The organism is Ancylobacter sp. IITR112 (assembly GCF_041415945.1).
In the GTDB taxonomy this organism is placed as follows: Bacteria; Pseudomonadota; Alphaproteobacteria; order Rhizobiales; family Xanthobacteraceae; genus Ancylobacter.
Window position 1 is genome coordinate 615757 of record NZ_JBGCUS010000001.1, and the last position, 22705, is coordinate 638461.

The 22705-nt window shown below is 69.5% G+C and carries 17 protein-coding genes; 8 read left to right on the forward strand and 9 right to left on the reverse strand.

Going from position 1 to position 22705, the window contains the following annotated elements:
- Nucleotides 1-61: 61 nt before the first annotated feature.
- The 6 genes from AAC979_RS02770 (at nucleotide 62) to AAC979_RS02795 (ending at nucleotide 9717) form a co-directional block, all read left to right on the forward strand.
- Complete coding sequence (locus AAC979_RS02770; RefSeq protein WP_371345296.1) at nucleotides 62-2059, forward strand: heme lyase CcmF/NrfE family subunit; 1998 nt, start codon at nucleotides 62-64, stop codon at nucleotides 2057-2059.
- Between the two features lie 125 nt (nucleotides 2060-2184).
- Nucleotides 2185-2688, forward strand: a complete 504-nt coding sequence (locus tag AAC979_RS02775; protein WP_371345297.1) for a cytochrome c-type biogenesis protein — start codon at nucleotides 2185-2187, stop codon at nucleotides 2686-2688.
- A 92-nt stretch (nucleotides 2689-2780) separates the two neighbouring features.
- Nucleotides 2781-4343, forward strand: coding sequence for a Do family serine endopeptidase (locus AAC979_RS02780; RefSeq protein WP_371345298.1), 1563 nt, complete (start codon nucleotides 2781-2783; stop codon nucleotides 4341-4343).
- A gap of 268 nt (nucleotides 4344-4611) precedes the next feature.
- Nucleotides 4612-5292 carry a winged helix-turn-helix domain-containing protein gene (locus AAC979_RS02785; RefSeq protein WP_371345299.1) on the forward strand — a complete coding sequence of 227 codons (681 nt, stop codon included), beginning with the start codon at nucleotides 4612-4614 and terminating at the stop codon, nucleotides 5290-5292.
- Entirely contained in the window at nucleotides 5276-6685 is a 1410-nt protein-coding gene (locus AAC979_RS02790; RefSeq protein WP_371345300.1) for a sensor histidine kinase, read from the forward strand. The genes AAC979_RS02785 and AAC979_RS02790 overlap by 17 nt, the downstream gene beginning before the upstream one ends.
- Nucleotides 6686-6735: 50 nt before the next feature.
- A complete protein-coding gene (locus AAC979_RS02795) occupies nucleotides 6736-9717 on the forward strand; it encodes a bifunctional [glutamine synthetase] adenylyltransferase/[glutamine synthetase]-adenylyl-L-tyrosine phosphorylase (protein WP_371345301.1) in 2982 nt (993 codons plus the stop codon).
- A 99-nt stretch (nucleotides 9718-9816) separates the two neighbouring features.
- On the opposite strand, the gene AAC979_RS02800 is transcribed toward AAC979_RS02795, so the two are convergent.
- Entirely contained in the window at nucleotides 9817-10932 is a 1116-nt protein-coding gene (locus AAC979_RS02800) for an NAD(P)/FAD-dependent oxidoreductase (protein WP_371345302.1), read from the reverse strand.
- A 6-nt stretch (nucleotides 10933-10938) separates the two neighbouring features.
- Complete coding sequence (locus tag AAC979_RS02805; protein WP_371345303.1) at nucleotides 10939-13143, reverse strand: ATP-binding protein; 2205 nt, start codon at nucleotides 13141-13143, stop codon at nucleotides 10939-10941.
- A gap of 404 nt (nucleotides 13144-13547) precedes the next feature.
- On the opposite strand from AAC979_RS02805, the gene fae reads away from it, so the two are divergent.
- Entirely contained in the window at nucleotides 13548-14087 is a 540-nt protein-coding gene (fae, locus tag AAC979_RS02810) for a formaldehyde-activating enzyme (RefSeq protein ID WP_371345304.1), read from the forward strand.
- 55 nt (nucleotides 14088-14142) lie between these two features.
- On the opposite strand, the gene pepN is transcribed toward fae, so the two are convergent.
- The 4 genes from pepN to AAC979_RS02830 all read right to left on the reverse strand — a co-directional run bounded on the left by pepN (nucleotide 14143) and on the right by AAC979_RS02830 (nucleotide 19285).
- Nucleotides 14143-16791 (reverse strand): aminopeptidase N, encoded by a 2649-nt coding sequence (gene pepN / locus AAC979_RS02815; RefSeq protein WP_371345305.1) that lies wholly within the window; start codon nucleotides 16789-16791, stop codon nucleotides 14143-14145.
- An 86-nt stretch (nucleotides 16792-16877) separates the two neighbouring features.
- Nucleotides 16878-17240 carry a dihydroneopterin aldolase gene (gene folB / locus AAC979_RS02820; RefSeq protein ID WP_371345306.1) on the reverse strand — a complete coding sequence of 121 codons (363 nt, stop codon included), beginning with the start codon at nucleotides 17238-17240 and terminating at the stop codon, nucleotides 16878-16880.
- A 30-nt stretch (nucleotides 17241-17270) separates the two neighbouring features.
- On the reverse strand, nucleotides 17271-18314 hold the full coding sequence (locus AAC979_RS02825; RefSeq protein ID WP_371345307.1) for a hydantoinase/oxoprolinase family protein: 1044 nt from the start codon (nucleotides 18312-18314) through the stop codon (nucleotides 17271-17273).
- A 2-nt stretch (nucleotides 18315-18316) separates the two neighbouring features.
- A complete protein-coding gene (locus AAC979_RS02830) occupies nucleotides 18317-19285 on the reverse strand; it encodes an ATP-grasp domain-containing protein (RefSeq protein WP_371345308.1) in 969 nt (322 codons plus the stop codon).
- A gap of 30 nt (nucleotides 19286-19315) precedes the next feature.
- On the opposite strand from AAC979_RS02830, the gene AAC979_RS02835 reads away from it, so the two are divergent.
- Nucleotides 19316-20014, forward strand: coding sequence for a HisA/HisF-related TIM barrel protein (locus tag AAC979_RS02835; RefSeq protein WP_371345309.1), 699 nt, complete (start codon nucleotides 19316-19318; stop codon nucleotides 20012-20014).
- On the opposite strand, the gene AAC979_RS02840 is transcribed toward AAC979_RS02835, so the two are convergent.
- Genes AAC979_RS02840 through mch form a run of 3 tightly spaced genes read right to left on the reverse strand, consistent with a single transcriptional unit; the run spans nucleotide 20004 to nucleotide 22701 of the window.
- Nucleotides 20004-20828: a triphosphoribosyl-dephospho-CoA synthase gene (locus tag AAC979_RS02840; RefSeq protein WP_371345310.1), complete on the reverse strand. Its 825-nt coding sequence runs from the start codon at nucleotides 20826-20828 to the stop codon at nucleotides 20004-20006. The two genes, AAC979_RS02835 and AAC979_RS02840, sit on opposite strands and share 11 nt — an antisense overlap.
- Nucleotides 20825-21733 (reverse strand): RimK family alpha-L-glutamate ligase, encoded by a 909-nt coding sequence (locus AAC979_RS02845; protein WP_371345311.1) that lies wholly within the window; start codon nucleotides 21731-21733, stop codon nucleotides 20825-20827. The genes AAC979_RS02840 and AAC979_RS02845 overlap by 4 nt, the downstream gene beginning before the upstream one ends.
- Nucleotides 21730-22701 (reverse strand): methenyltetrahydromethanopterin cyclohydrolase, encoded by a 972-nt coding sequence (gene mch / locus AAC979_RS02850; RefSeq protein WP_371345312.1) that lies wholly within the window; start codon nucleotides 22699-22701, stop codon nucleotides 21730-21732. Before mch ends, AAC979_RS02845 begins: the two co-directional genes overlap by 4 nt.
- Nucleotides 22702-22705: the final 4 nt, after the last annotated feature.

Sequence of the window (22705 nt, forward strand, 5' to 3'; positions counted from 1 at the left end):
ATGACAGCTTCTTGAGCGAGGCGGCCACGACGCATAGGGGCCGGCAGGGAAGGCTAAGCCCATGAACCCGGAAATCGGCCATTACGCGCTGGTGCTCTCGCTCGCCGTCGCCATCCTGATGACGGTGATCCCGATCTGGGGGGCGCGCACCGGCGACGCGGCGCTGATGCGCGTCGGCTCGACCCTGGCGCTGGTGCTGGCGGGCTTTGTCGGCCTGTCCTTCGCGGCGCTGGTGGTGGCCTATGTGCAGTCCGATTTCTCGGTGCTGAACGTGGTGGAGAATTCGCATTCGGCCAAGCCGCTGCTCTACCGCATCACCGGCACCTGGGGAAACCATGAGGGCTCGATGCTGCTCTGGGTGCTGGTGCTGGCGATCTTCGCGGCGCTGGTGGCGCTGTTCGGCGGCAATCTGCCGGCGCGGCTGAAGGCCAATGTGCTCGGCGTGCAGGGCGCGGTGGCGGTGGCGTTCCTTTTGTTCATCCTGCTGACCTCCAACCCGTTCATCCGGGTGGTGCCGCCGCCGGCGGAAGGGCAGGACCTCAACCCGATCCTGCAGGATATCGGCCTCGCCATCCATCCGCCGCTGCTCTATCTCGGCTATGTCGGCTTCTCCATCACCTTCGCCTTCGCCGTCGCCGCGCTGATCGAAGGGCGGATCGACGCCGCCTGGGCGCGCTGGGTGCGGCCCTGGGCGCTGACCGCCTGGGCATTCCTGACACTCGGCATCGCCATGGGCTCCTATTGGGCCTATTACGAACTGGGCTGGGGTGGCTGGTGGTTCTGGGACCCGGTGGAGAACGCCTCGCTGATGCCGTGGTTCGCCGGCACGGCGCTGATCCATTCCGCCGTGGTGATGGAAAAGCGCGACGCGCTGAAAGTGTGGACGGTGCTGCTCGCCATCCTCGCCTTCTCGCTGTCGCTGCTTGGCACCTTCCTCGTGCGCTCGGGCGTGCTCACCTCGGTGCATGCCTTCGCCACCGATCCCTCGCGCGGCGTGTTCATCCTCGCCATTCTCGTCTTCTTCATCGGCGGCTCGCTGGCGCTCTATGCGCTGCGGGCGCCGATGCTGCGGCAGGGCGGGCTGTTCGCGCCGGTCTCGCGCGAGGGCGCGCTGGTGCTGAACAACCTGCTGCTCACCGCCGCCGCCGCCGCCGTGCTGGTCGGCACGCTCTACCCGCTGGCGCTGGAAGCCTATAACGGCGCCAAGATCACGGTCGGACCGCCCTATTTCAATCTCACCGTCGGCGCGCTGATGCTCCCCGTGGCCTTCGCCATGCCGTTCGGCCCGCTGCTGGCGTGGAAGCGTGGCGATCTCGCCGGCGCCGCCCAGCGGCTGATGGCGGCGTTCGGCGCCGCCATCGTCATCGCCGCGCTGGCAGCCTATGCGCAGGGCGGCGGGCCGTTGCTGGCGCCGTTCGGCATGGGCCTCGCCGCCTTCGTGGTGATCGGCGCGGTGGCGGAAGTGACGGAGCGCGCCGGCTTCGGCCGCGTGCCGGCCAAGACCGCGTTCGCCCGGCTGCGCGGCCTGCCGCGCGCGGTGTTCGGCGCCGCGCTTGCCCATGCCGGCGTCGGCGTGTGCCTGTTCGGCATCGTCGCCGAGACGAGCTGGAACGCCGAGCGCATCACCGGGGTGAAGGTTGGCGGCAGCTTCGAGGTCGGCGGCTATGAACTGACCCTCGACCGGCTGGAGCCGCGCAACGGGCCGAATTACCGCGACCTCGCCGGCGTGTTCACGGTGCGCCGGGGCGGGGTCGATATCGGCACCATCGAATCCTCCAAGCGCCTGTTCACCGCCCGCAACATGCCGACGACGGAATCGGGCATCCGCACGCTCGGCTTCAGCCAGCTCTATGTCAGCCTCGGCGACGAACTGCCCGGCGGCGGGGTCGGCGTGCGCGCCTATTGGAAGCCCTATGTGACGCTGATCTGGATCGGCTCCATCATCATGGCGCTGGGCGGCGCGCTCTCGCTCAGCGACCGGCGCCTGCGCGTCGGGGCGCCCAAGCCGGCGAAGAAGCCGAAGGCGGCGGCCGAGCCGAAGGTGGTGGCGGCGGAATGAGCATCCACACGTCTCCCTCATCCCCGGGCCTGACCCGGGGATTCCGTTTTGCCGCTGGTGCGCGGGTTCGAGATCTGGGTGCCCGGGTCAAGCCCGGGCATGAGGGAGGTGCGCGCTGGCGGGCGATGCTCGCTGTCGCCCTGCTCCTCGGCCTCGCGTTCATAACCCCCGCCGCCGCCGTGCAGCCGGACGAGGTGCTGCCCGATCCGGCGCAGGAGGCGCGGGCGCGCGAGCTCTCCAAGGAGCTGCGCTGCATGGTGTGCCAGAACCAGTCCATCGACGATTCCGACGCGCCGCTGGCGCGCGACCTGCGCCTTCTGGTGCGCGAGCGTATCCAGCAGGGTGAGAGCGACCAGCAGGTGCTCGACTATCTCGTCGCCCGCTATGGCGAGTTCGTGCTGCTGCGCCCGACCTGGCACGGAGCGAACGTCATCCTCTGGCTGGCGCCCTTCGCGGTGCTGGTGTTCGGCGGGCTCGGCCTCGTTATCGCCTATCGCCGCCGGGCGGCGCAGGCGGGGGCGGGCGAGGCGCCGGCCGCCGTGCCGCTGTCGCCGGAGGAAGAGGCGCGGCTGCGGGAGGCGCTGGCCGAGCGGCCAGCCGACGCCCCCGACGACGTTACGAAAGTTTAACCCGCTCGCCAGACTGCGTTAAGGCGACGGTCTCTAGGTTCTCGTTCAACGCTCCCGGTGGGGAGAGTGATTTGTCGAACGAGGAACGACACATGTCGCGCACCGCGCCCAACACGACCCGCACCCCTTCGTCCACGCTGCGCAAGAGCCGTTCCCGGCTGCTCGCCGGCGTGTTCACCCTGGCCCTCGCCGGTGGCACTGTCGGCGCCTTCGTGCTGCCCGAGATCATCACTCCCGCCCAGGCCCAGCTGACCACCAACCAGCCCGCCGGCACCTTCTCCTTCGCCGACATCGTCGAGAAGGTCTCCCCCGCCGTCGTCAGCGTGAAGGTGAAGAAGGACGAGGACAAGCTCGCCGCCAATGACGAAGAGGGCCTCGGCGGCCAGAACATCCCCCCGCAGATCGAGCGCTTCATGCGCCGCTTCGGCTTCGGCCCCGGCGGCCCCGGCGGCCCGGATATGGGCCCGCGTCGCGGCCCCGGTCACCGTGGCGTCGTCGGCCAGGGTTCCGGTTTCTTCATCTCCAATGATGGCTATGTCGTCACCAACAACCATGTCGTCGACGGCGCGTCCGAGGTCGATGTCACCACCACCGACGGCAAGAGCTACACCGCCAAGGTGATCGGCACCGATCCGCGCACCGATGTGGCGCTGCTCAAGGTCGACGGCAAGTCGGACTTCCCCTGGGTGAAGCTCGCCTCCAAGGCGCCGCGCGTCGGCGACTGGGTGGTCGCGGTCGGCAATCCGTTCGGTCTCGGCGGCACCGTGACGGCCGGCATCGTCTCGGCGCGTGGCCGCGACATCGGCTCCGGCCCCTATGACGACTTCATCCAGATCGACGCCCCGATCAACCGCGGCAATTCCGGCGGCCCGACCTTCAGCCTCGACGGCGACGTGATCGGCATGAACACCGCCATCGTCTCGCCCTCGGGCGGCAATGTCGGCATCGCCTTCGCCATTCCCTCCGAAACCGTCTCCGAAGTGGTCGAGGCGCTGAAGGATGGCGGGCAGGTGGCGCGCGGCTATGTCGGCGTGCAGATCCAGCCGGTCAGCGACGATGTCGCCGAGGCGCTGAACCTGAAGGAAGCCGAAGGCGCGCTGATCGCCCAGGTGCAGCCCGGCACGCCCGGCGAGAAGGCCGGCCTCAAGCCCGGCGACGTGGTGACGGCGATCGACGGCGAGAACGTCAAGGACTCCCGCGAAATGTCGCGCGAGATCGCCCGCAAGAAGCCCGGTACCACGGTCAAGCTGAGCGTGCTGCGCGACGGCAAGTCGATGACCATTCCGGTTACGCTGGAACAGTTGCCGACCGATGTCGCCTCCGCCGACAAGGGCCAGGCCGGGCAGGGCGAGGAAGACGGCAAGGGCATTCCGCGCCTTGGCCTGTCGCTGGCGCCCGCCAAGGGTGTCGCCGGCGCCGGTGATATCGGCGTGGTCGTTACCGATGTCGACCCGAACGGCCCGGCGGCCGAGCGCGGCATCAAGGCGGGCGATGTCATTCTCGATGTCGGCGGCAAGCCGGTCATGACCCCGGCGGAAGTCCGCGACGGCCTCGCCACCGCCAAGAAGGACAACCGCAAGGCTGTGCTGATGCGCGTCAAGTCCGAGCAGGGCACCCGTTTCGTGGCCATCTCGCTGGGTGACCAGAAGGGCTGACCTTAAGGGTTCCGGTTGCGGCTCGTTCCGTCGCCCCTTGGGCTGCGGCCGGTTCGGTGGCGCGGGGAATCCGGGAGGATTCCCCGCGTCATCTATTTCGGGGGCGCCCCGGCGGGACGCCAATATAGGCGCGAGGCTCGAAATGACGTACATGGAGACGAATTCGAATCGTACCGCTGCCTCCGATTCCGCGCGGGGCCGAGAGGGCCCATTCATCGAACTCGCGGATTTCCGGAGAGCGGCCCGCAAGAATGCCGACGAGTCCCCCATGCGCCTGCTCATCGTCGAGGACGACCGCGACGCCGCCGATTACCTGCGCAAGGCGTTCCGCGAGGCCGGGCATGTGGCGGATGTGGCCTCCGACGGCGAAGAGGGCCTCGTGCTCGCCCGCGACGGGGGCTATGACGTGCTCATCGTCGACCGCATGCTGCCGCGCCGCGACGGCCTGTCGGTGATCGCCGATCTGCGCGGGCGCGGCGACAAGACGCCGGCGCTGATCCTTTCAGCCCTCGGCCAGGTGGATGACCGCGTGACCGGCCTTCGCGCCGGCGGCGACGACTACCTGCCCAAGCCCTATGCCTTTACCGAATTGCTGGCGCGCGTCGAGGCGCTTGCCCGGCGCGGCGGGCCGCAGGCGGCCGATACGGTGTACCGCGTTGCCGATCTCGAACTCGACCGGCTGGCGCATCGCTGCACCCGCTCCGGCCACGAGATCGCGCTGCAGCCGCGCGAGTTCCGCCTGCTCGAATATCTCATGCGCCATGCCGGGCAGGTGGTGACCCGCACCATGCTGCTGGAAAATGTGTGGGACTATCATTTCGACCCGCAGACCAACGTGATCGACGTTCACGTCTCGCGGCTGCGCGCGAAGATCGACAAGGGCTTCGATCCGCCGCTGCTCCACACGGTGCGCGGCGCGGGGTACATTATTCGTGACGGCGCTCGGTAAGCTCATCCGCACCACCGCGTTCAAGCTGCTCGCGGCCTATCTGTTCATCTTCGCCATTTTCGGCGCCTCGGTGATCGCCTATCTCGGCTGGCACACACAGCGCCTGGTGACACGCCAGGCGGTGGAGACGATCGAGAAGGACACGCGCTTCATGCAGGCGCAGTTCGAGCGCGGCGGCATCAGCCGGCTGGTCAATCTGGTCAACCGGCGCGCCGGTGCGCCCGATGCCGGGCTGTTGCTGGTGACCAGCTTCAACGGCGATCCGCTGGCCGGCAACATGATGAACCTGCCGCTGAACTTCCTCGACCGGCAGGGCTGGCGCGAGATCAGTTACATCCGCACCGAGGATTCCGCCGCGCCGCCGAGCCGGGCGCTGGTGCATGTCATCTTCCTGCCGGGCGAATACCGGCTGCTGATCGGCCGCGACGTGGTCGAGCGCGAGGAGCTGCGCCAGATCATCATCGGCCCGGCGGTGTGGGGACTGGCGCTGCTGGTCGTGCTCGGCATGGCGGGCGGACTGTTCATCACACGGCGCGTGCTCAAGCGCATCGACCAGATGACGGCGATCTCCGACGGCATCATGGCCGGCGATCTCTCCGGCCGTCTCGCCGTCTCCGGCACCGGCGACGAGTTCGACCGGCTGGCGCTCAGCCTCAACGCCATGCTCGACCGCATCGAGGCGCTGATGGCGGGGCTGAAAGAGGTCTCGGACAATATCGCCCACGACCTCAAGACCCCGCTCACCCGGCTGCGCAACCGGGCCGAGGACGCGCTGCGCACCGCCGCCTCCGAGGAGGAATGGCGCCTCGCCACCGAACGCACGATCGAGGAATCGGACGGCCTGATCCGCACCTTCGACGCGCTCCTGATGATCGCGCGCGCCGAAGCGGGACAGGCGAGCGCCAAAATGCTGCGCTTCGACTTCGCCGAGACGGTGGCGGGAGTGGCGGAACTCTACGAGCCGGTGGCGGATGAGAGCGGGCTCGACCTGCGCACCGAGATCGCCGGCCCGCTGCCGATGCATGGCGTGCGCGAACTGTTCGGCCAGGCGCTCGCCAACCTGATCGACAACGCCATCAAGTACAGCGCGCCGGACGCGCCGGGTGAACGGCGCGACCTGACGCTGAGCGCGGTGCGCGCCGGCGACCGGCTGCGGCTGGTGGTGGCCGATCGCGGCCCCGGCATCGCCGAGGCGGATCGCCCGCGTGTTCTCGAGCGTTTCGTGCGGCTGGAAGCGAGCCGCACCCGTCCCGGCTTCGGTCTGGGCTTGTCTCTGGTGGCAGCGGTGGTACGGCTGCACGGCGGCACACTGTCGCTGGAGGGCAACGATCCGGGGCTTCGGGTCGTTATCGACCTGCCGCTCGACCTCGCGGACGAAGCGGAGGCGCAGTAGGACGGCGCCGGCGGCAGGCCGGTGCAGAAGGCAAGGGGGGCGAAGACGGCATGGCGGCGGCAAAGAGCGGGACGGAATCGGTGCCGGCTAACAGCCTCCTTGCGAGGCTGAAACGTGCGCCGGGCTTTCCCGTGCCGCGCGGGCTGCCCGAGGCGCTGGCGGACGCGATCGCCGACGCGCCGAAACCCGTCCGTGCCCGGCTCGCCGCCCTGCTGGCCGATCATGACGAGGCGCGCGCGGTGCTGGCGGCGGTGGCGGCGCATTCGCCCTTCCTCACCGAACTGATCCGCGTCGACCCGGCACGGCTGCTGGCGCTGCTGGAGGCCGAGCCGCTCGCCGCGCTCGCCGAGGCCCGCGCCGCCACCGTGGCGGCCGTCGAGGCGTCGGCCGACGAGGCCGAGGTGATGGCGGCGTTGCGCCGGCTGCGGGCGCTGACCGCGCTCGCCGTGGCGCTGGCGGATATTGGCGGGGTGTTCGACCTTGCCCGCGTGACGGCGGAACTCACCGCCACGGCGGATGCGGCCATTGCCGCGGCGGTGGCGTTTCTGGTGCGCGAGGGCATCGCCGCGCGCAAGCTGCGCAAGACCGGCGTGGAAGGGCTCGGCTACACCGTGCTCGCCATGGGCAAGCACGGGGCGCGGGAACTCAACTATTCCAGCGATGTCGACCTGATCGTCCTCTACGATGCCGAGGTGGCGCCGCTGGCGAAGGATGTCGAGGCGGCGCCGTTTTTCGTGCGGATGACGCAGCGTCTGGTGCGGCTGATCCAGGAGCGCACCGGCGAGGGCTATGTCGCCCGCGTCGATTTGCGGCTGCGGCCCGACCCGGCCTCGACCCCGGCCGCGCTCTCGGTTGAGGCGGCGCTGGATTATTACGAGCGCGAGGGCGCCACCTGGGAGCGCGCGGCCTATATCAAGGCGCGGCCGATCGCCGGCGATATCGCGCTGGGGCACGAGTTCCTGCGCCAGCTCTCGCCCTTTGTCTGGCGGCGGGCGCTGGACTATGCCGCGATCTCCGACGTTCACGCCATGAAGCAGGACATTCACGCCTTTCGCGGCCATGAGGCGATCGCGGTGGAGGGCCACAATGTCAAGCTCGGGCGCGGCGGCATTCGCGAGATCGAGTTCTTCGCGCAGACGCAGCAGCTCATCGCCGGCGGCCGCGATCCGCGCCTGCGCACCCCGCGCACGCTCGAAGCCCTCGCCGTGCTGGCGCAGACCGGCTGGATCGGCGAGCCGGCGCGCGAGCAACTGGACGAGGCCTATCATTTCCTGCGCCGGGTCGAGCACCGGCTGCAGATGGTCGGCGATGCGCAGACCCACAGCCTGCCGGAAGACGAGGAGGCGCTCGCCGCCTTCGCCCTCTTCATGGGCTATGCCGACCGCGACGCCTTCGCGCAGGCGCTGACCCAGCGTCTGACCCGGGTGCAGGACCATTATTCCAAACTGTTCGAGGACGCCCCGCCGCGCGCGGCGGTGGAGGGGCGGCTGGAATTTCCGGAACGCGCCGACGACCGCGAGACGCTGGCGACGCTGCACCGGCTCGGCTATGCCGACCCCAAGGCGGCCAGCGCCACCGTGCGCGGCTGGCTGGCCGGCGAGCCGCGCGCGCTGCGGGTGGAAGGCGTGCGCGAGGAACTGGAAGCCATCGTGCCGCTGCTTGTCGACGCGCTGGCGCGCGGTGGCGCTCCCGATGCCGGGCTGAACGCCGCCGACCGCTTCTTCCGCGAGATGCCGACCGCGCAGCGGCTGCTGGCGGCGCTGCGGCACAATCCCGACCTGGTGCGCCTGCTCGCCACCATTCTCGGCACCGCGCCGCGCCTCGGCGAAATGCTGGCGCACCGGCCCTCGTTGCTCGACGCGCTGCTCGACCCCGCCTTCTTCGGCGCGCTGCCCGACGAGCCGGAACTCGCCGCGCGGCTCGCCGCCGACCTCGCCCAGGCGGAGAACGAGGAGGACCGGCTCGACCGCGCCCGCCGCTTCCGGCAGGAGCACCATGTGCTGATCAGCGTGCGCATCCTTTCCGGCACGCTGCCCGCCGCCCGCGCCGGCGAGGCCTTCGCGCGGCTGGCCGATGTGCTGATCCGCTCGCTGGAAGAGGACGTGATCGCCCGCTTCCGCACCGCGCACGGCACGCTGCCGCAGGCGGAGGTGGCGGTGCTCGCCATGGGCAAGCTCGGCGGGCGGGAAATGACGGCGGGCTCCGACCTCGATCTCATCATTCTCTATGATTTCGACGAGGAGCACCCCGACAGTGACGGCCCGCGCCCGCTGTATGGTGGGCAATATTTCGCCCGCCTCACCCAGCGCATCGTCAGTGCGCTGACCACGCCGACCAATGCCGGGCAACTCTATGAGGTCGATCTGCGGCTGCGGCCTTCCGGCCGTTCCGGCCCGGTGGCGACCAGTCTGCCGCGTTTCGAGCTGTATCAGGCCGAGGAAGCCTGGACCTGGGAGCATATGGCGCTGACCCGCGCGCGCGTGGTCGCCGCCTCGCCCGGCTTCCGGAGCCGGGTGGAGAGCGCCATTCGCGACGTGCTGGCGCGCGAGCGCGAGCCGCACCGCCTCGCCGCCGACATTCTCGACATGCGCCGCGCCATTGCCGACGAGAAGGGCGAGGACGACCCCTGGGATCTGAAATATGCGCGCGGCGGTCTCGTCGATATCGAGTTCCTTGCGCAATATCTCGTGCTGGCCCATGCCGCGCATGAGCCGCGCATCATCGACACCTCGACGCTGCGGGTGATCGAGGCGGCGCAGCGCGTGGACCTGCTCGACCCGCAGGACGGGCAGGTTCTGGCCGATGCCTGCCGGTTGCTGCACGATCTGACGCAGGTGTTGCGCCTCGCCATCACCGAGCCGTTCAATCCGGCCGAGGCGAGCCCGGCGCTGCGGCGGCTATTGGCGCGTGCCGGGGCGATGCCGGATTTTTCCACGCTGGAAGCGCATCTGTTCGAGACGCAGCGCGCCGTGCGCGCCACTTTCGAGCGGCTGCTTGCCGCCGAGCCCAAGCGGCGGCGGAAGAGAGCCTAGAACATTTCCGGTGAATTCACATTCACCGGAAATGCTCTAACTCTCTGACTATACGCAATTCCTATCGCAAAACCGCTATGCGCTTTTGCGGGAATTGCTCTAGCCCAGCTTCGCCGCCACAAGGTCTGCGATGGCGAGGCTGGCGGTGAGGCCGGGGGATTCGATGCCGAAGAGCTGCACCAGCCCGGGAACGCCATGCGCCTCCGGCCCGTCGATGCGGAAATCCGCCGCCGGCGCGCCGGCCGGCACGATCTTCGGGCGGATGCCGGCATAGCCGGGATTCAGCGCTCCATCCGGCAGCGCCGGCCAGTAGCGGCGGATGGCGGCGTAGAAGGCGTCCCCGCGCGCGGCGTCGACGGTGTAGTCCGGCGTGTCGATCCATTCGGTGTCCGGCCCGAAGCGGGCCTGTCCGCCGAGATCGAGAGTGAGATGCACGCCGAGACCCGCCTGTTCCGGCACGGGATAGATCAGCCGGGTGAACGGCGCCCGGCCGGACAGGGTGAAATAGGAACCTTTGCAGAAATAGGCCGGCGGGATCGTCTCGGCTGGCAGTCCGGTAAGGGCCCGGGCCAGCGGCACCGCGCCATGGCCGGCGGCGTTGATGAAGCTGGCGCAGGAGAGCCGCATCGGCTCGGCCCCGCCGACAGTGAGGGCGATCCCCTTCGCCGAGACCTCGCCCGCGAGGATCGGCGCGTTGAAGGCGATCATGCCGCCGGCATCTTCCAGATCGCCGCGCAGGGCGAGCATCAGCGCATGGCTGTCGATGATGCCGGTCGAGGGCGAGAGCAGGGCCGCTTCGGCATGGAGTGCCGGCTCCAGCGCCCGCGCCTCGGCGCCCGTCAGTGGCTGGAGATCGGTGACACCGCAGGCGCGGGCATGGGCGTCAATGGCGGCGAGCTTGTCGATTTCCACCGCGCTGCTGGCGACGATCAGCTTGCCCGAGCGGCGATGCGCGATGCCGCGCTCGGCGCAATAGGCATAGAGCGCCGCGCGGCCTTCGACGCAGAGCCGGGCCTTCAACGTGCCGGGGGCGTAATAGATGCCGGCATGGATCACCTCGCTGTTGCGCGCGGAGGTGTCGGAGCCGACGAGGCCGGTGGCTTCCAGCACCAGCACGTCGCGCCCTTTCAGCGCGAGGGCGCGGGCGATGGCGAGGCCGACCACGCCGGCACCGGCGACGACGCAGTCGACGGCGTTCTCTTCCAGGGCATTCATTGACGGCTACTCGGCGGCAGAGGTCCGGCCGGCACGGTATTGCAGCGCGGGGCGACCGTTCAAGGGCAGGCGGATGACCACCGTGGTGCCGACGCCCTCGGAGGAGCGGATGCGCATCGAGCCGCCATGCAGCTCCACCAGCGACTTGGCGATGGCGAGGCCGAGGCCGGAGCCCTTGTGGGTCTTGGTGAACTGGCTTTCCACCTGTTCGAACGGGCGGCCGATCTTGGCCAGCGCGCTCTTGGCGATGCCGATGCCGCTGTCTTCGATGACCAGCAGCGCCGCATGCTTGGAGCGGCGCGTGCGCAGGCTGACGCGGCCTTGCTCCGGGGTGAATTTGATGGCGTTCGACAGCAGGTTGAGGGTGATCTGCTTCAGCGCCCGCTTGTCGGCTTCCACCGTCACCGCCGTATCGGATTCGTCGACAATGGTGAGCTGCTTCTCACCCGCCCGCACCGACATGACGCGGATGGCGTCGGTGACCACCTCGTCCAGCTGGACCGATTGCAGGTTGAGCTGCACGCGCCCGGCCTCGATGCGCGACATGTCGAGAATTTCGTTGATCACGTCGAGCAGGTAGCGGCCGGAATCGCGGATATCGCGGCAATACTCATTGTACTTGTCATTGCCGAGCGGGCCGAACAGCCCGCTTTCCATCAGTTCGGAGAAGCCGATGATGGCGTTGAGCGGCGTGCGCAGCTCATGGCTCATATTGGCGAGGAATTCCGACTTGGCGCGGTTGGCGTCCTCGGCCTTGGTCTTCTCGTCGGCATAGTTCTGCGCCAGCTCGGCGAGCTGCAGCGCCTGCAGTTCGAGCGTCTGCTGCGATTTGCGCAGGTCCGCGACCAGCGCCATCAGCCGCTTCTCGCTTTCCATCAGGCGCTCTTCATGGCGCTTCAGAGCGGTGATGTCGGTGCCGACCGAGACATAGCCGCCATCCTTGGTGCGGCGTTCGGCCACTTTCAGCCAGCGCCCGCCTTCGAGCTGCGCCTCGAAAGCCCGGGCGCCTTCCTCCGGCCGGTCTTCCGTACGCAACGGGATCCGCACCACCGGCTGGCGGGCGAGAGAGGCGATGGTTTCGAACTCGGTGCCCTGCGCCACATGCGCGTCGCCGATGCCATAGAGCGACTGGAAGCGCGAATTGCACAGCACCAGCCGGTTCGCCGCATCCCACAGCACGAAGGATTCGGAGATGCTCTCAATGGCGTCGCGCAGGCGCATGTCGGCGGTGGCGGTGCGCTCCGCCAGCCGGCGTTCTTCGGTCACGTCCACCGCGATGCCGACCAGATGCGGCGGCTCGCCATTGTGCTGGGGGACGACCTCGGCGCGGGCGCGCAGCCACACCCAATGGCCGTCGGCGTGCTTCATACGGAACACGCGGTCGATGGTGCGGCCGGGCTTGTCGGCGATCTCGCGGGCGATGTCGTAGAGATTGGTGTCGTCGGGATGGACGAGGCTCGCCACCTCGCCGAAGGAGATCAGGTCCTCGCGCGGCTCGTGGCCGAGCATTTCGAACATCGATTCCGACCAGAACATCCGGCCGCGCCCCATGTCCCAGTCCCACAGGCCGCAGCGGCCGCGCGACAGGGCGGTGTCGATGCGCGCGCGCACCGTCTCATAAATGCCGTCCGCCTCGCGGGCGCGGGTGGCCTGCCAGTGAAAGGCGAAGCCGAGGATCAGCAGCACCGCGCCCGTGGTCGACAGCAGGGTGACGGTGAGCACCGTGTCGGAGCGCCAGGTCGCCAGCGCCCCATCGAGCGGCTGCACCACGACGAGCTGCAGCGCGCCATTGGGCAGGTTGCGCACGGTGGCGAGGGCGGCGGTGCCGTCCGGCATCACCACATCGAGCACGCCGGCGTTCTCGGCGAAGATGGTCAGAGCCTGTGTGTTGGCGAGAAGCTGGCTGATCTGGTCGGCGGCGGCGGCGGCCTCGTCATGGGTCGCCAGAATCTTGCCATTGGCGTCGATCAGGCCATAGCGGCGTCCATCCTCGGCGGCGCGCGGGGGCAGGCTGTTCTTCAGCAGCGCATCGGGCGTCGCGGTGCCGGCGGGCTGCCGCCCGGCCTCGCTGGCGATGGCAGCGGCGAAGAGGGCGAGCTCATCCTTGGCATTGGCGATGGCTTCGGTGCGATAGGCATGAATCTGCACGATCGCGGCAATAGCGACCGAGGCGATGAACGCCACGATCAGCGCCGGAACGGCCTTGCGCATGAAGGGTTCGGCGTCGACCAATCGCTGATAGGCAGGTCGCGCCACGCTGCGTGCAAGCCCTCGCATGGCTTGTACGCGCACGGACGCGCCTGCAGCGTTGGCGCGCGCCATCGCCGGCCTCCCCCGAAGTCCCAAAACCCGTTCCCAGTACGACAGGAGCGATGTGCCGCATCTCTCCGAATCACTCCGATTTGAATCGAATGGACCCCTCCCTGTCCAGAGTCCCGGGGAGTCAAGCTAACGATTCAGCAACCTGTGAGGGTGAGGTGGGTGCCCGGGTATGTGGCGCGGGGCGACAAGCGGGGTGACGGGTGCCGACAACCGCGCCGCATGGACGCCGCGCGGGGGCGGATGCTAAGCGGTTTCGCCCGGTTTGCGGGTGGCGGTTGAAAAAAGAGGTTCACATGAGCGACATCTGGTTCCGCACCGGCGAGGCGACCGTGCTCGCGGCCGAGGGACAGTTCACCGACGCGATGCCGGAAGTGCTGATCGGCTCCGTGCGTGGCCCCGCCGGGAACGCCTTCGCCTCGATGATGGGTCAGGTGCAGGGTCATACCCGCATGTTCGTGGTGCGCGACCTGAACCAGCAGGTGCGTCCGGCGACGATGATGACCACCAAGGCCACCATCCACACGCTGGAATATGTCGACCTGCTCGGCGGCGTGGTGCAGGGCGCCATTGGCGACGCCATCGTCGACGCGCTGGCCGAAGGCATCCTGCCGAAGGACCAGGCGGATGAGCTGTGCATGATCGTGATGGTGTGGCTCGACCCGCGCTGCGCCGAAGACCCGAACCTCGACAAGGCCGATCTCTATCGAACCAATTACGAGGCGATGAAGCTGGCGCTGGAACGCGCCATGACCGGCAAGCCGACGGTGGACGAACTGATCGCCAACCGCAAGACCATCAAGCACTACGCGCTGGACGGCGTCGTCGAATACTGAGCCGCGCGCCCCGCGCCGTCCCGCCTTGCGGGTACGGGCGGGGCGTCCGGGCGCCTCACTCCAGCGAGCGGCCGACAATGTCGCTCGCATCCGGTGACAGACCGGGCGTGGCGGCGATGCGCCGCAGCGCGGCCTCGGCCGAGGCGCGCCGCCCCGGCTCCAGAGAGCGCCAGCTCTTGAACGCGGCGAGCAGCCGGGCGGCGAGCTGCGGGTTGCGCCCGTCAATGTCGATCACCGCATCGGCGACCAGGGCGTGGCCGGCGCCGTCGGTGCGGTGGAACTGCGTCGGGTTGAGCCCGGCGAAGCTGCCGATCAGCGCGCGCACGCGGTTCGGGTTGGTCCAGGCGAAGGCGGGGTGGCGGGTGAGGCCGCGCACCCGTTCCAGCGCCTCCGGCTCGGCGATCTGCGCCTGCAGTGCCAGCCATTTGTCGACCACCAGCGGATCGTCGCGGAACTGCTCGTGAAAGGCGGCCAGCGCCGCCTCGCGCGCCTGCGGCGCCGCATGGGCTAGTACCGCCAGGGCGAAGAAGCGGTCGGTCATGTTGTCGGCGGTGTCGAAATGCGCCTGTGCCCGTGCGAGGGCTTCGGGCGTACCGCCGGCGGCGAGAAGGTCGAGGCAGCTATTGCGCAAGGCGCGCCGGCCGGCCGAGGCGGCATCCGGGGAATAGGTGCCGGCTGGGGCGTGGCGGGCATAGGTGGCTTCCAGCTCCGGAGCCAGAGCAACGCTGACGGCGCGGCGCAGCCGGGTGCGCGCGAGGTGGATGGCATCCGGGTCGACATCCACGCCGATCTCGCGGGCGACATCCGCCTCGGACGGGATGGAGAGCGCCTGCGCCACAAAGGCGGGGTCCAGCGCGCCATCCGCCAGCGTCGCTCCCAAGGCTTCGACCAGCGCGTCCGGCACCGGCAGATCGGCACCGGCACGGGCGGCGGCGGTCGCCGCCACGAGATGGCCGAGGGCGATGGTCTGGGCGGCGTCGAAGCGGTTGAACGGGTCGCTGTCATGCCGGGCGAGGAACAGCAGGTCGGCGGTGGTAAGGTCGCTGGACAGCTTCACCGGCGCGGAGAAGCCACGATTGAGCGAGGGCACCGGCCGCTCGGCGATGTCGCGGAAGACGAAGCTCTGGCGCGGCGCGGTAATGCGCAGCACGCCGCGCTCGGCATTGCTGCCATCGTCGAGGGTGAGCGGCAGGTCGCGGCCATCAGGTCCGACCAGGCCGAGGGCGAGCGGGATGACCATGGGCTGCTTGTGGTCCTGCCCGGGGGTGGCGGGAAGGCTCTGCGCCACGTCGAGCGTGTAGCGATGGGTCGCGGCGTCCCAGGTGCCGCTGACGGCGAGCTGTGGCGTGCCGGACTGCGCGTACCACAGGGCGAACTGAGTGAGGTCGACGCCATTGGCATCGGCGAAGCAGGCGAGGAACTCCTCCACCGTCGCGGCGTCGCCGTCATGGCGGTCGAGATAGAGGTCCATGCCGGCGCGGAAACCCTCCTCACCGAGCAGGGTCTTCAGCATCCGCACCACTTCCGCGCCCTTCTCATAGACGGTGGCGGTGTAGAAATTGTTGATCTCGCGATAGGTGGACGGGCGCACCGGGTGCGCCAGCGGGCCGGCATCTTCCGGGAACTGGTGCGACTTCAGCAACCGCACATCGCTGATGCGCTTGACCGGGCGCGAGCGCGCATCGGAAGAGAACTCCTGGTCGCGGAAGACGGTGAGGCCCTCCTTGAGGCAGAGCTGGAACCAGTCGCGGCAGGTGATGCGGTTGCCGGTCCAGTTGTGGAAATATTCGTGGGCGATGATCGTCTCGATATTGGCGTAGTCGGCATCGGTGGCGGTCTGCGGGCTGGCCAGAACATACTTATCGTTGAAGATGTTCAGCCCCTTGTTCTCCATCGCCCCCATGTTGAAATCGGCCACGGCGACGATGTTGAACACGTCGAGGTCGTATTCGCAGCCGAACACTTCCTCGTCCCAGCGCATGGAGCGCTTGAGCGCGTCCATGGCATAGCCCGCGCGCTCGGTCTTGCCGGGCTCGACATAGATGCCGAGCTCGACCTTCTTGCCGGTGGCGGTGACAAACTCATCGGTGATGCGGTCGAGCCGTCCGCCGACCAGCGCGAAGAGGTAGCAGGGCTTCGGCCAGGGGTCGTGCCACACCGCGTAATGCCGGCTGGTGCCCTCCACCGGGCCGGCTTCCACCGGGTTGCCATTGCCGAGCAGCACGGGCGCTTCCTCGCGCTCGGCCTCGATGCGGGTGGTGTAGACGGCGAGAACGTCCGGCCGGTCGGGGAAATAGGTGATGCGGCGGAAGCCTTCGGCCTCGCATTGGGTGCAATAGGTGCCGCTGGAACGGTAGAGGCCCATCAGCTTGGTGTTGGCGGTGGGATTCACCACCGTCTCGATCTCCAGCGTCAGCGCGCGCTGGGGCGGGGCGAGCACAGTGAGCGCCTGCGGGGTGACGACATAGGCGGTGCCGGCGAGCGGCGCGCCGTCGAGGCTGAGCGACTTGAGCTGCAGGTCGTCGCCGTCGAGAACGATGGGCGAGCCCTCCCGCCCCTCCGGGTTCGGCCGCAGGGCCAGCCGGGCGAGGACGCGCGCGGCGGTGGGGTGCAGGCGGACATCGAGATGCACGGTGTCGACCAGCCAGTCCGGCGGCCGGTAGTCGCCGAGACGGACAGGCGGGGGCACAGCATCGCGCGACATGGTCGACTCCGGGAAGCGGAAGGGACGTAAAGAGGTAGCCAATTGCGCCTTGCGCTGGAAGTGTCGGCTAAAGGCGCGGCCGACGCTCAGCGCGTGCGGGTGATCTCCACCCCCGCATCGCGGAAAATGCCGGCGATCGGCGCCGAGGGCTTGTGCAGTTCGACCCGTACCTTCTCCACCCGGGGATAGCGGGCGAGTACCGTCCCGGCGATGGCCTGGGCGAAGGCTTCCAGAATGTGGAAGCGGTGGCCAGACGAGACCTCGTGGATGACCTCGAACACTTTCTCATAGCCGACCGTCTCGGCGTAATTGTCATGGGCGGCGGCGTCGCCGGCGTCGAGCCACCAGTCGATATCGACGATGAAGCGCTGGCCGAGCCGCGCCTCCTCCTCGTGCAGGCCGTGGGTGGCGTGCAATTCGACGCCCCGAAGGAAGATGCGGTCGGACATGAAAAGAGTTCCGCTGCTTTCAAGAGTGGATCAGGCGACGTCGAGCGCGGCGGCCAGCAGGCCGACCGCCACTGCCGGGGCACAGTCCGCCGCCTGGCGGGAGAGGGTGGGATCGTCGGTCAGCACATCGGCAAGGTCGAGATAGGTCAGGTCGCGCCGCTCGGCGAGCCGTTGCGCCATGAAACGGCCGACGCCGGCACCGACCAGCATCTCCGGCGCGTTCTCCTGCGCCGAGGCGGCACAGTCGAAGGCGCGGCCGATGCGGCTGAGCTGCGCTTCCGCAAGGTGGCGCGCCAGCGCCTTCGTCTTGGTCAGGAGCGGCGGCGTGAAATCCTGCCCGATCATCCGCAGCAGGCGGCGGGCGCTGGCCTCCACCGTCTTCGGCCCGCCATCGGCGCTCGGGTAGAGGTCGGCCTCCTCCGTGAGATCGCCGGTGAGGCGGTATATGTCGGCCGTGGTGGCGAAGAACTCAGCCATCAGCGGCAGCCAGCGGCCGGCGAAGGGTGCGTCGGTTGCCAGAGCCATGACAGGCGTGCGGGCCGCGCCGGTGTAGACCAGCTCGTTGCTGGCGAGGCGCTCGGCATCCGAGAATCCGCGCGCCGTCACCCGCCCGGCCTCGAACGGGATGAGGTCGGCCGTGGTCGAGCCGATATCGACCAGAATGCCGCCGGGCAGGAGATGCGCCAGTACGGCGGCGGTGGCGTACCAATTGGCCGAGGCGATGCGCTCGGCATGCTCGGCCGCGCGCTCGGGCGGCACGAAGCCTTCCGGCCCGGCAAACAGGGCGAGCGGCGCGCCGGCGAGTTCGCGCATCAGCAGGCCGGCGGTGCCGACCACGCCGGCGTGGCGGTCGGGCCAGAGGTCGGCGCCTTCGGCGGTCATGGTGACGGCGGAGGGCACGCCGGGCTCGAACTCTGCCCGCAGCTCGCCCAGCGTGGCGGCAAGTTCCGCCTCGCCTTTCCACACCGGGCAGGGCGCGATGCGCACGGCCTTCAGCCGGCCATCCTGCCCGAAGGCGGCAAGCTTCACATGGGCGCCGCCGACATCCCATCCCAGGCGGGCAATTCTCTTCACGGTCATTCCTCAGGCACGATGTCGACGGGGAGGGCGGGCGGCAGGTGCGGCAGGTCCGGCACCGCGCCGTCGCGGATAAATTCGCTCATGAAGGCCAGCGGGTTGACCGCGAGCGACTGGCGGAGGCCCGCATAGGAGGTGGTGAGGCGCGGATTTACCTCGACCGCCACCGGGCCTTCCGCTGTGGCGATGTAGTCGACGCCGACCAGCCCGTGGAGGCCCGGCAATGCCGCGCCGATGCTCTCCCCGAACGACCGCAGCGCCTCGTCCACCGGGAACGCGCCGACGGCCACGCCGGTGAAGCGCAGCGTGCCCGCGACGTGCACGATGTGCTGGCGATTGGCGGTGAGCACATGGGTGCGCCCGCTCTGGCACAGCAGTGTGAGGCTTGCCGCCTCGCCTGCGAGGAAGGGCTGCACCACCTGGCCGGGCGCGAAGGGCGGGGCCGGGCGCCGCTCGATGACGCGCAGGCCGAGCCCGCCCGCGCCATCGTCCGGCTTCACCACGAACGGCCCGCGAACGGCCTCCGGCAGCGCGTCGAGCGGCCAGGTCGGCACGACCGGCACACCGGCGGAAGCCAGTGCTTCGGCCGTCCGGCGCTTGCTGGCGCACAGAGCGATGGTCTCCACGTCAGGCGCCACCACGCGCCGGCAATGGGCGCGGAAGTCCCGGACCAGTCTTTCCAGAACGCCTTCGCTCTCCGGCGCGATGGGCCAGCAGCATTCGGCCTCCTGCGCCATCAGCCGCCAGACCGAGGCGGCATCGTCGCCGAGGCGCAGCGCCGTGCTGGTGCCGCGCGGCGGGGCGGGGAAGCGCGCATCATGAGTGGTGACCACCCGCACGCCGGGAAGATCCTCAAGGTCGCCAATCAGCGTGTCGCGCATCAGCGCGCCTTCGGCTATCAGCGACGCCGGCAACTGCGCACCGAGGGCGCCGCCCCCGGTGATCGTTTCAACGACAAAGACCAACATCTACCAAAGTGCCAGAGAGGAACGTCGAAAGTGGAACTTATACCCGTGATCGACCTGATGGGAGGTGCGGTGGTCCACGCACGGCGCGGCGCCCGCGACGCCTACCGCCCGATCGCGACGCCGCTGGCCGCCGGCGCGGCGCCACAGGACGTGGTCGATGGCCTTTTGGCGCTCGGCGCCTTCCGCACGCTCTACATCGCCGATCTCGACGCGATTACCGGTCGGGGCGGGCATGACGCCACCTTGCGCATGCTTGTCGAACGCCACCCCTCCCTTGCCCTTTGGGTCGATGCCGGCGAAGCCTCGCCCGCCGCGCTTGCCCGGCGGATGCGCCACGGCCCCGGCCGGCCGGTGATCGGCAGCGAGAGTTTGCGCGATACCGGCGCCGCGCAGGCGGCACTGGCGAGCGGCGCCGGGCTGCTCTCGCTCGACTACGGGCCGGAAGGCCCGCGCGGGCCGTCCGAACTGCACGCGGACGCCGGCCTTTGGCCTGACGCGGTGATCGTGATGACGCTGGCGCGGGTCGGCGCCGGGCAGGGGCCGGATCTGGAGCGCCTCGCCGCCATTCTCGCCCGGGCTGAGGGCCGGCGGGTCTACGCAGCCGGTGGGGTGCGCGACGCGGGCGATCTTCATCGTCTGGCCGAACTCGGCGTCGCCGGCGTACTGCTGGCGAGCGCGCTGCATGACGGGCGGCTGTCGCGTGCGGATATCGCGGCGTTCATGGGGTGAGCAGCGCCTGCGCGAACAGCGTCGCCACGGTGAGATCGGCGCTGGTGCCCGGGTTGAGGCCGCTCGCCTTCAGGCTGGCGTCGAAGGCGTGAAGCGGCGCGCGACGTATCCCTGCGGGGGCGCGGAAATCGACGGTGCCCGCGACCTCGGCCGCCTCCGCCCGCACCTGTTCGGCGGTGGCGTCGCCGAATTTGCGGGCGATATGGCTGTCGGGGAAGGCGGCCATGAAGGCGAGATGCACCGCCTCGGTGCGGGCTTCCGGCTCGACGGCGCCCAGCGCGGCGAGACGGGCGAGGCCGATGTCGAACATATCCGCGAAGCCGCTGACATATTGCCGGGCGATGCGGTCTCGGTCGGCGGCTTCCGCCATCGCCTCGCGCAGGCCGATCCGGGCCGGCGCGGCGACATCGTGTGCGCCAGAACGGCCGAGCCCGCCGGGATTGGCGGCGGCGATGGCGCGGAAGGCGGCCTGCGCGTCGGTGATGTCGAGACCGGCCAGCACCGTCTCAAGGTTCGGCCGCAGCGGGCCGGGCCGTTCCGCTGCCGCCGCCAGCGGGGCGCAGAGGAGGATGATGCCGAGATTGGTGTTGAGCCCCGTGACGGCCCATGAGGCCGCCACCGCGCTCTCGATCCGCTTCCCCACACGGGCGCCCGGCGCGGCGAGAAAGGGCGCCGCCGCTTCGGCCGCACGTTCAAAATGCGCGACCTCCATGCCGTGACCGGCGCTGAAACGGTGGACATTGCCGGCTTTCAGCGCGTCGAGTTCGGCATGGCAGGCCGCGCGGAAGGCGGCGGCGATAGCCTCGGCGGTCATGCCGCCACCGTCACCGCCAGAGCGCCGGCGAGATGGCGGGCCAGAGCCGCCGCGATGTCGAGCCCCGTTGCCTGCTGCAAGCCCTTCCAGGCCGGCATGGAATTGACCTCCAGCACCTGAAGCCGGCCTTGCGCGTCCTCGATTAAATCGACACCGGCATAATCGGCGCCGACCGCCGCCGTGGCGCGGATGGCGAGATCATGCGCGCGGGCGTCCAACGGTGCCGGCACGCCGACGGCGCCCTGATGGATATTGGTGATCCAGCCCGGGGAGCGGCGCAGCATGGCCCCGGCCACCGTCCCGCCGATGACGAAGACCCGCCAGTCCTGGTAGCTCTCGGCGGTGGGGGCGGCGACGAAATCCTGCAGATAGTAAAGGCCGCCGACTTTGTCCGGCTCGGGCAGCAGGGTGCGCGGGGAGAGCCGGCGGATGCCGCGCCCCTGCGCCCCGAACAGCGGTTTGAGCACCATGTCGCCCGGCGCCTCGTCCAGCAGCGCCTGCATCGCCGCCCGGTCCTCGCCGACGAAGCTGCGCGGCGTCGGCAGGCCGGCCCGGGCGATGAGGAAGCTGGTCATCGACTTGTCGACGCAGCGCTCGATGGCGCGGGCGTCGTTCATCACCTTGACCCCGAGCGCGGAGAGCGCGTGCAGCAGCCCCAGCCGCGCGGTGATCTGCTCGGTCGAGCCCTTGGCGATGAGACGCACGAAGGCCGCGGCCGGCAGCGCGTCGCCGAGACCCGGCAGCACCAGCCCATGCGTGGTGGCGCCAATGGCGAAGCCGCACTCATTGAGCGAGAGCACCAGCACGTCGAGCCCCTCGCGCTCGATCGCTGCCTTAAGCCGGCGCGTGTGCCAGTCGGCATCCTCGGTGAAGATGACGACCGTGTCGGAGCGTTCCACGCTCATGCGAAGGAGCGCTCCAGAATATCGTCGTGGAAGGCGCCGAAAGTGAAGCTGCGGCCGGTTTCCAGCGCCGTCACGGTGACGCGGGCAGGGCTGAACAGCATCGGGTCCATGGCGTAGAAATCGCCCTTATAGGCGGTGAAGATTTCCGCGAAGGTACGGCCATGGTCGCGCGAGGAGGAACTGGGCAGGCCTTCCGCCAGAGCGCGGGCCTCGTCCTCCGGCCCGGTGACGAAGAGCTGCACATCGCCGCCATAGAGCGTGGCGTCATTGGTGCGGCCCATGGCGGCGACGAAATCGGGCGCCGGCGGCGGCAGGGGCGAGGCGCCGATACCGTCTACCACCCGGTCGAGCGGGAAATGCAGCGCATGCGTCTTGTGCAGCGCCACTTCCAGCACACGGGCGACGATCTGCACCGTGCCGGCGAGGCTCGACGTGGGGGTGAGAATGAGGGTGAGTTTTTCCGGCGCGATGCCGCATTCCTCGGCGATGCGCGCCACCAGCACGTCGGGCGGCAGCTTGTCGACTTCCAGCACGAGACAGGCATGATCGGCCCGGTCGCGATAGCCGAGTTCCTCAAACAGCTTCTCCTTCGCCCACAAGGCGCGGCCGGGGCCGGAGCCAAGGGCGAAGAAGTCGCCTTCCGCCAGGCTCCAGCCGGCATATTGGCTGCCGAGGCAGGCGATGACCGGATCGGCCGTCGTCACGGTCACCATCGTGCCCCAGCGCGGAAATCGCCCGCTGGTGGCAAGGCCGACCGCGCCGAGGCCGCCGAGGCAGATTTCGGCGATGCGCCGTCCGGCTTCCAGCCCGCCGCGCGCGCTGATGCCGGCATCGACGATGCGGGCGCCGCAGGGGCTTCGGCTGATGTCGAGCCGCAACGGGGCGGCGTTGGCGATGAGAGCGTCGACGAGGGGCGCCGATAGCGCCGCAACGCTCGGCCTCGGCTCGGTCTGAGGGGCGTTCGCCATGGGA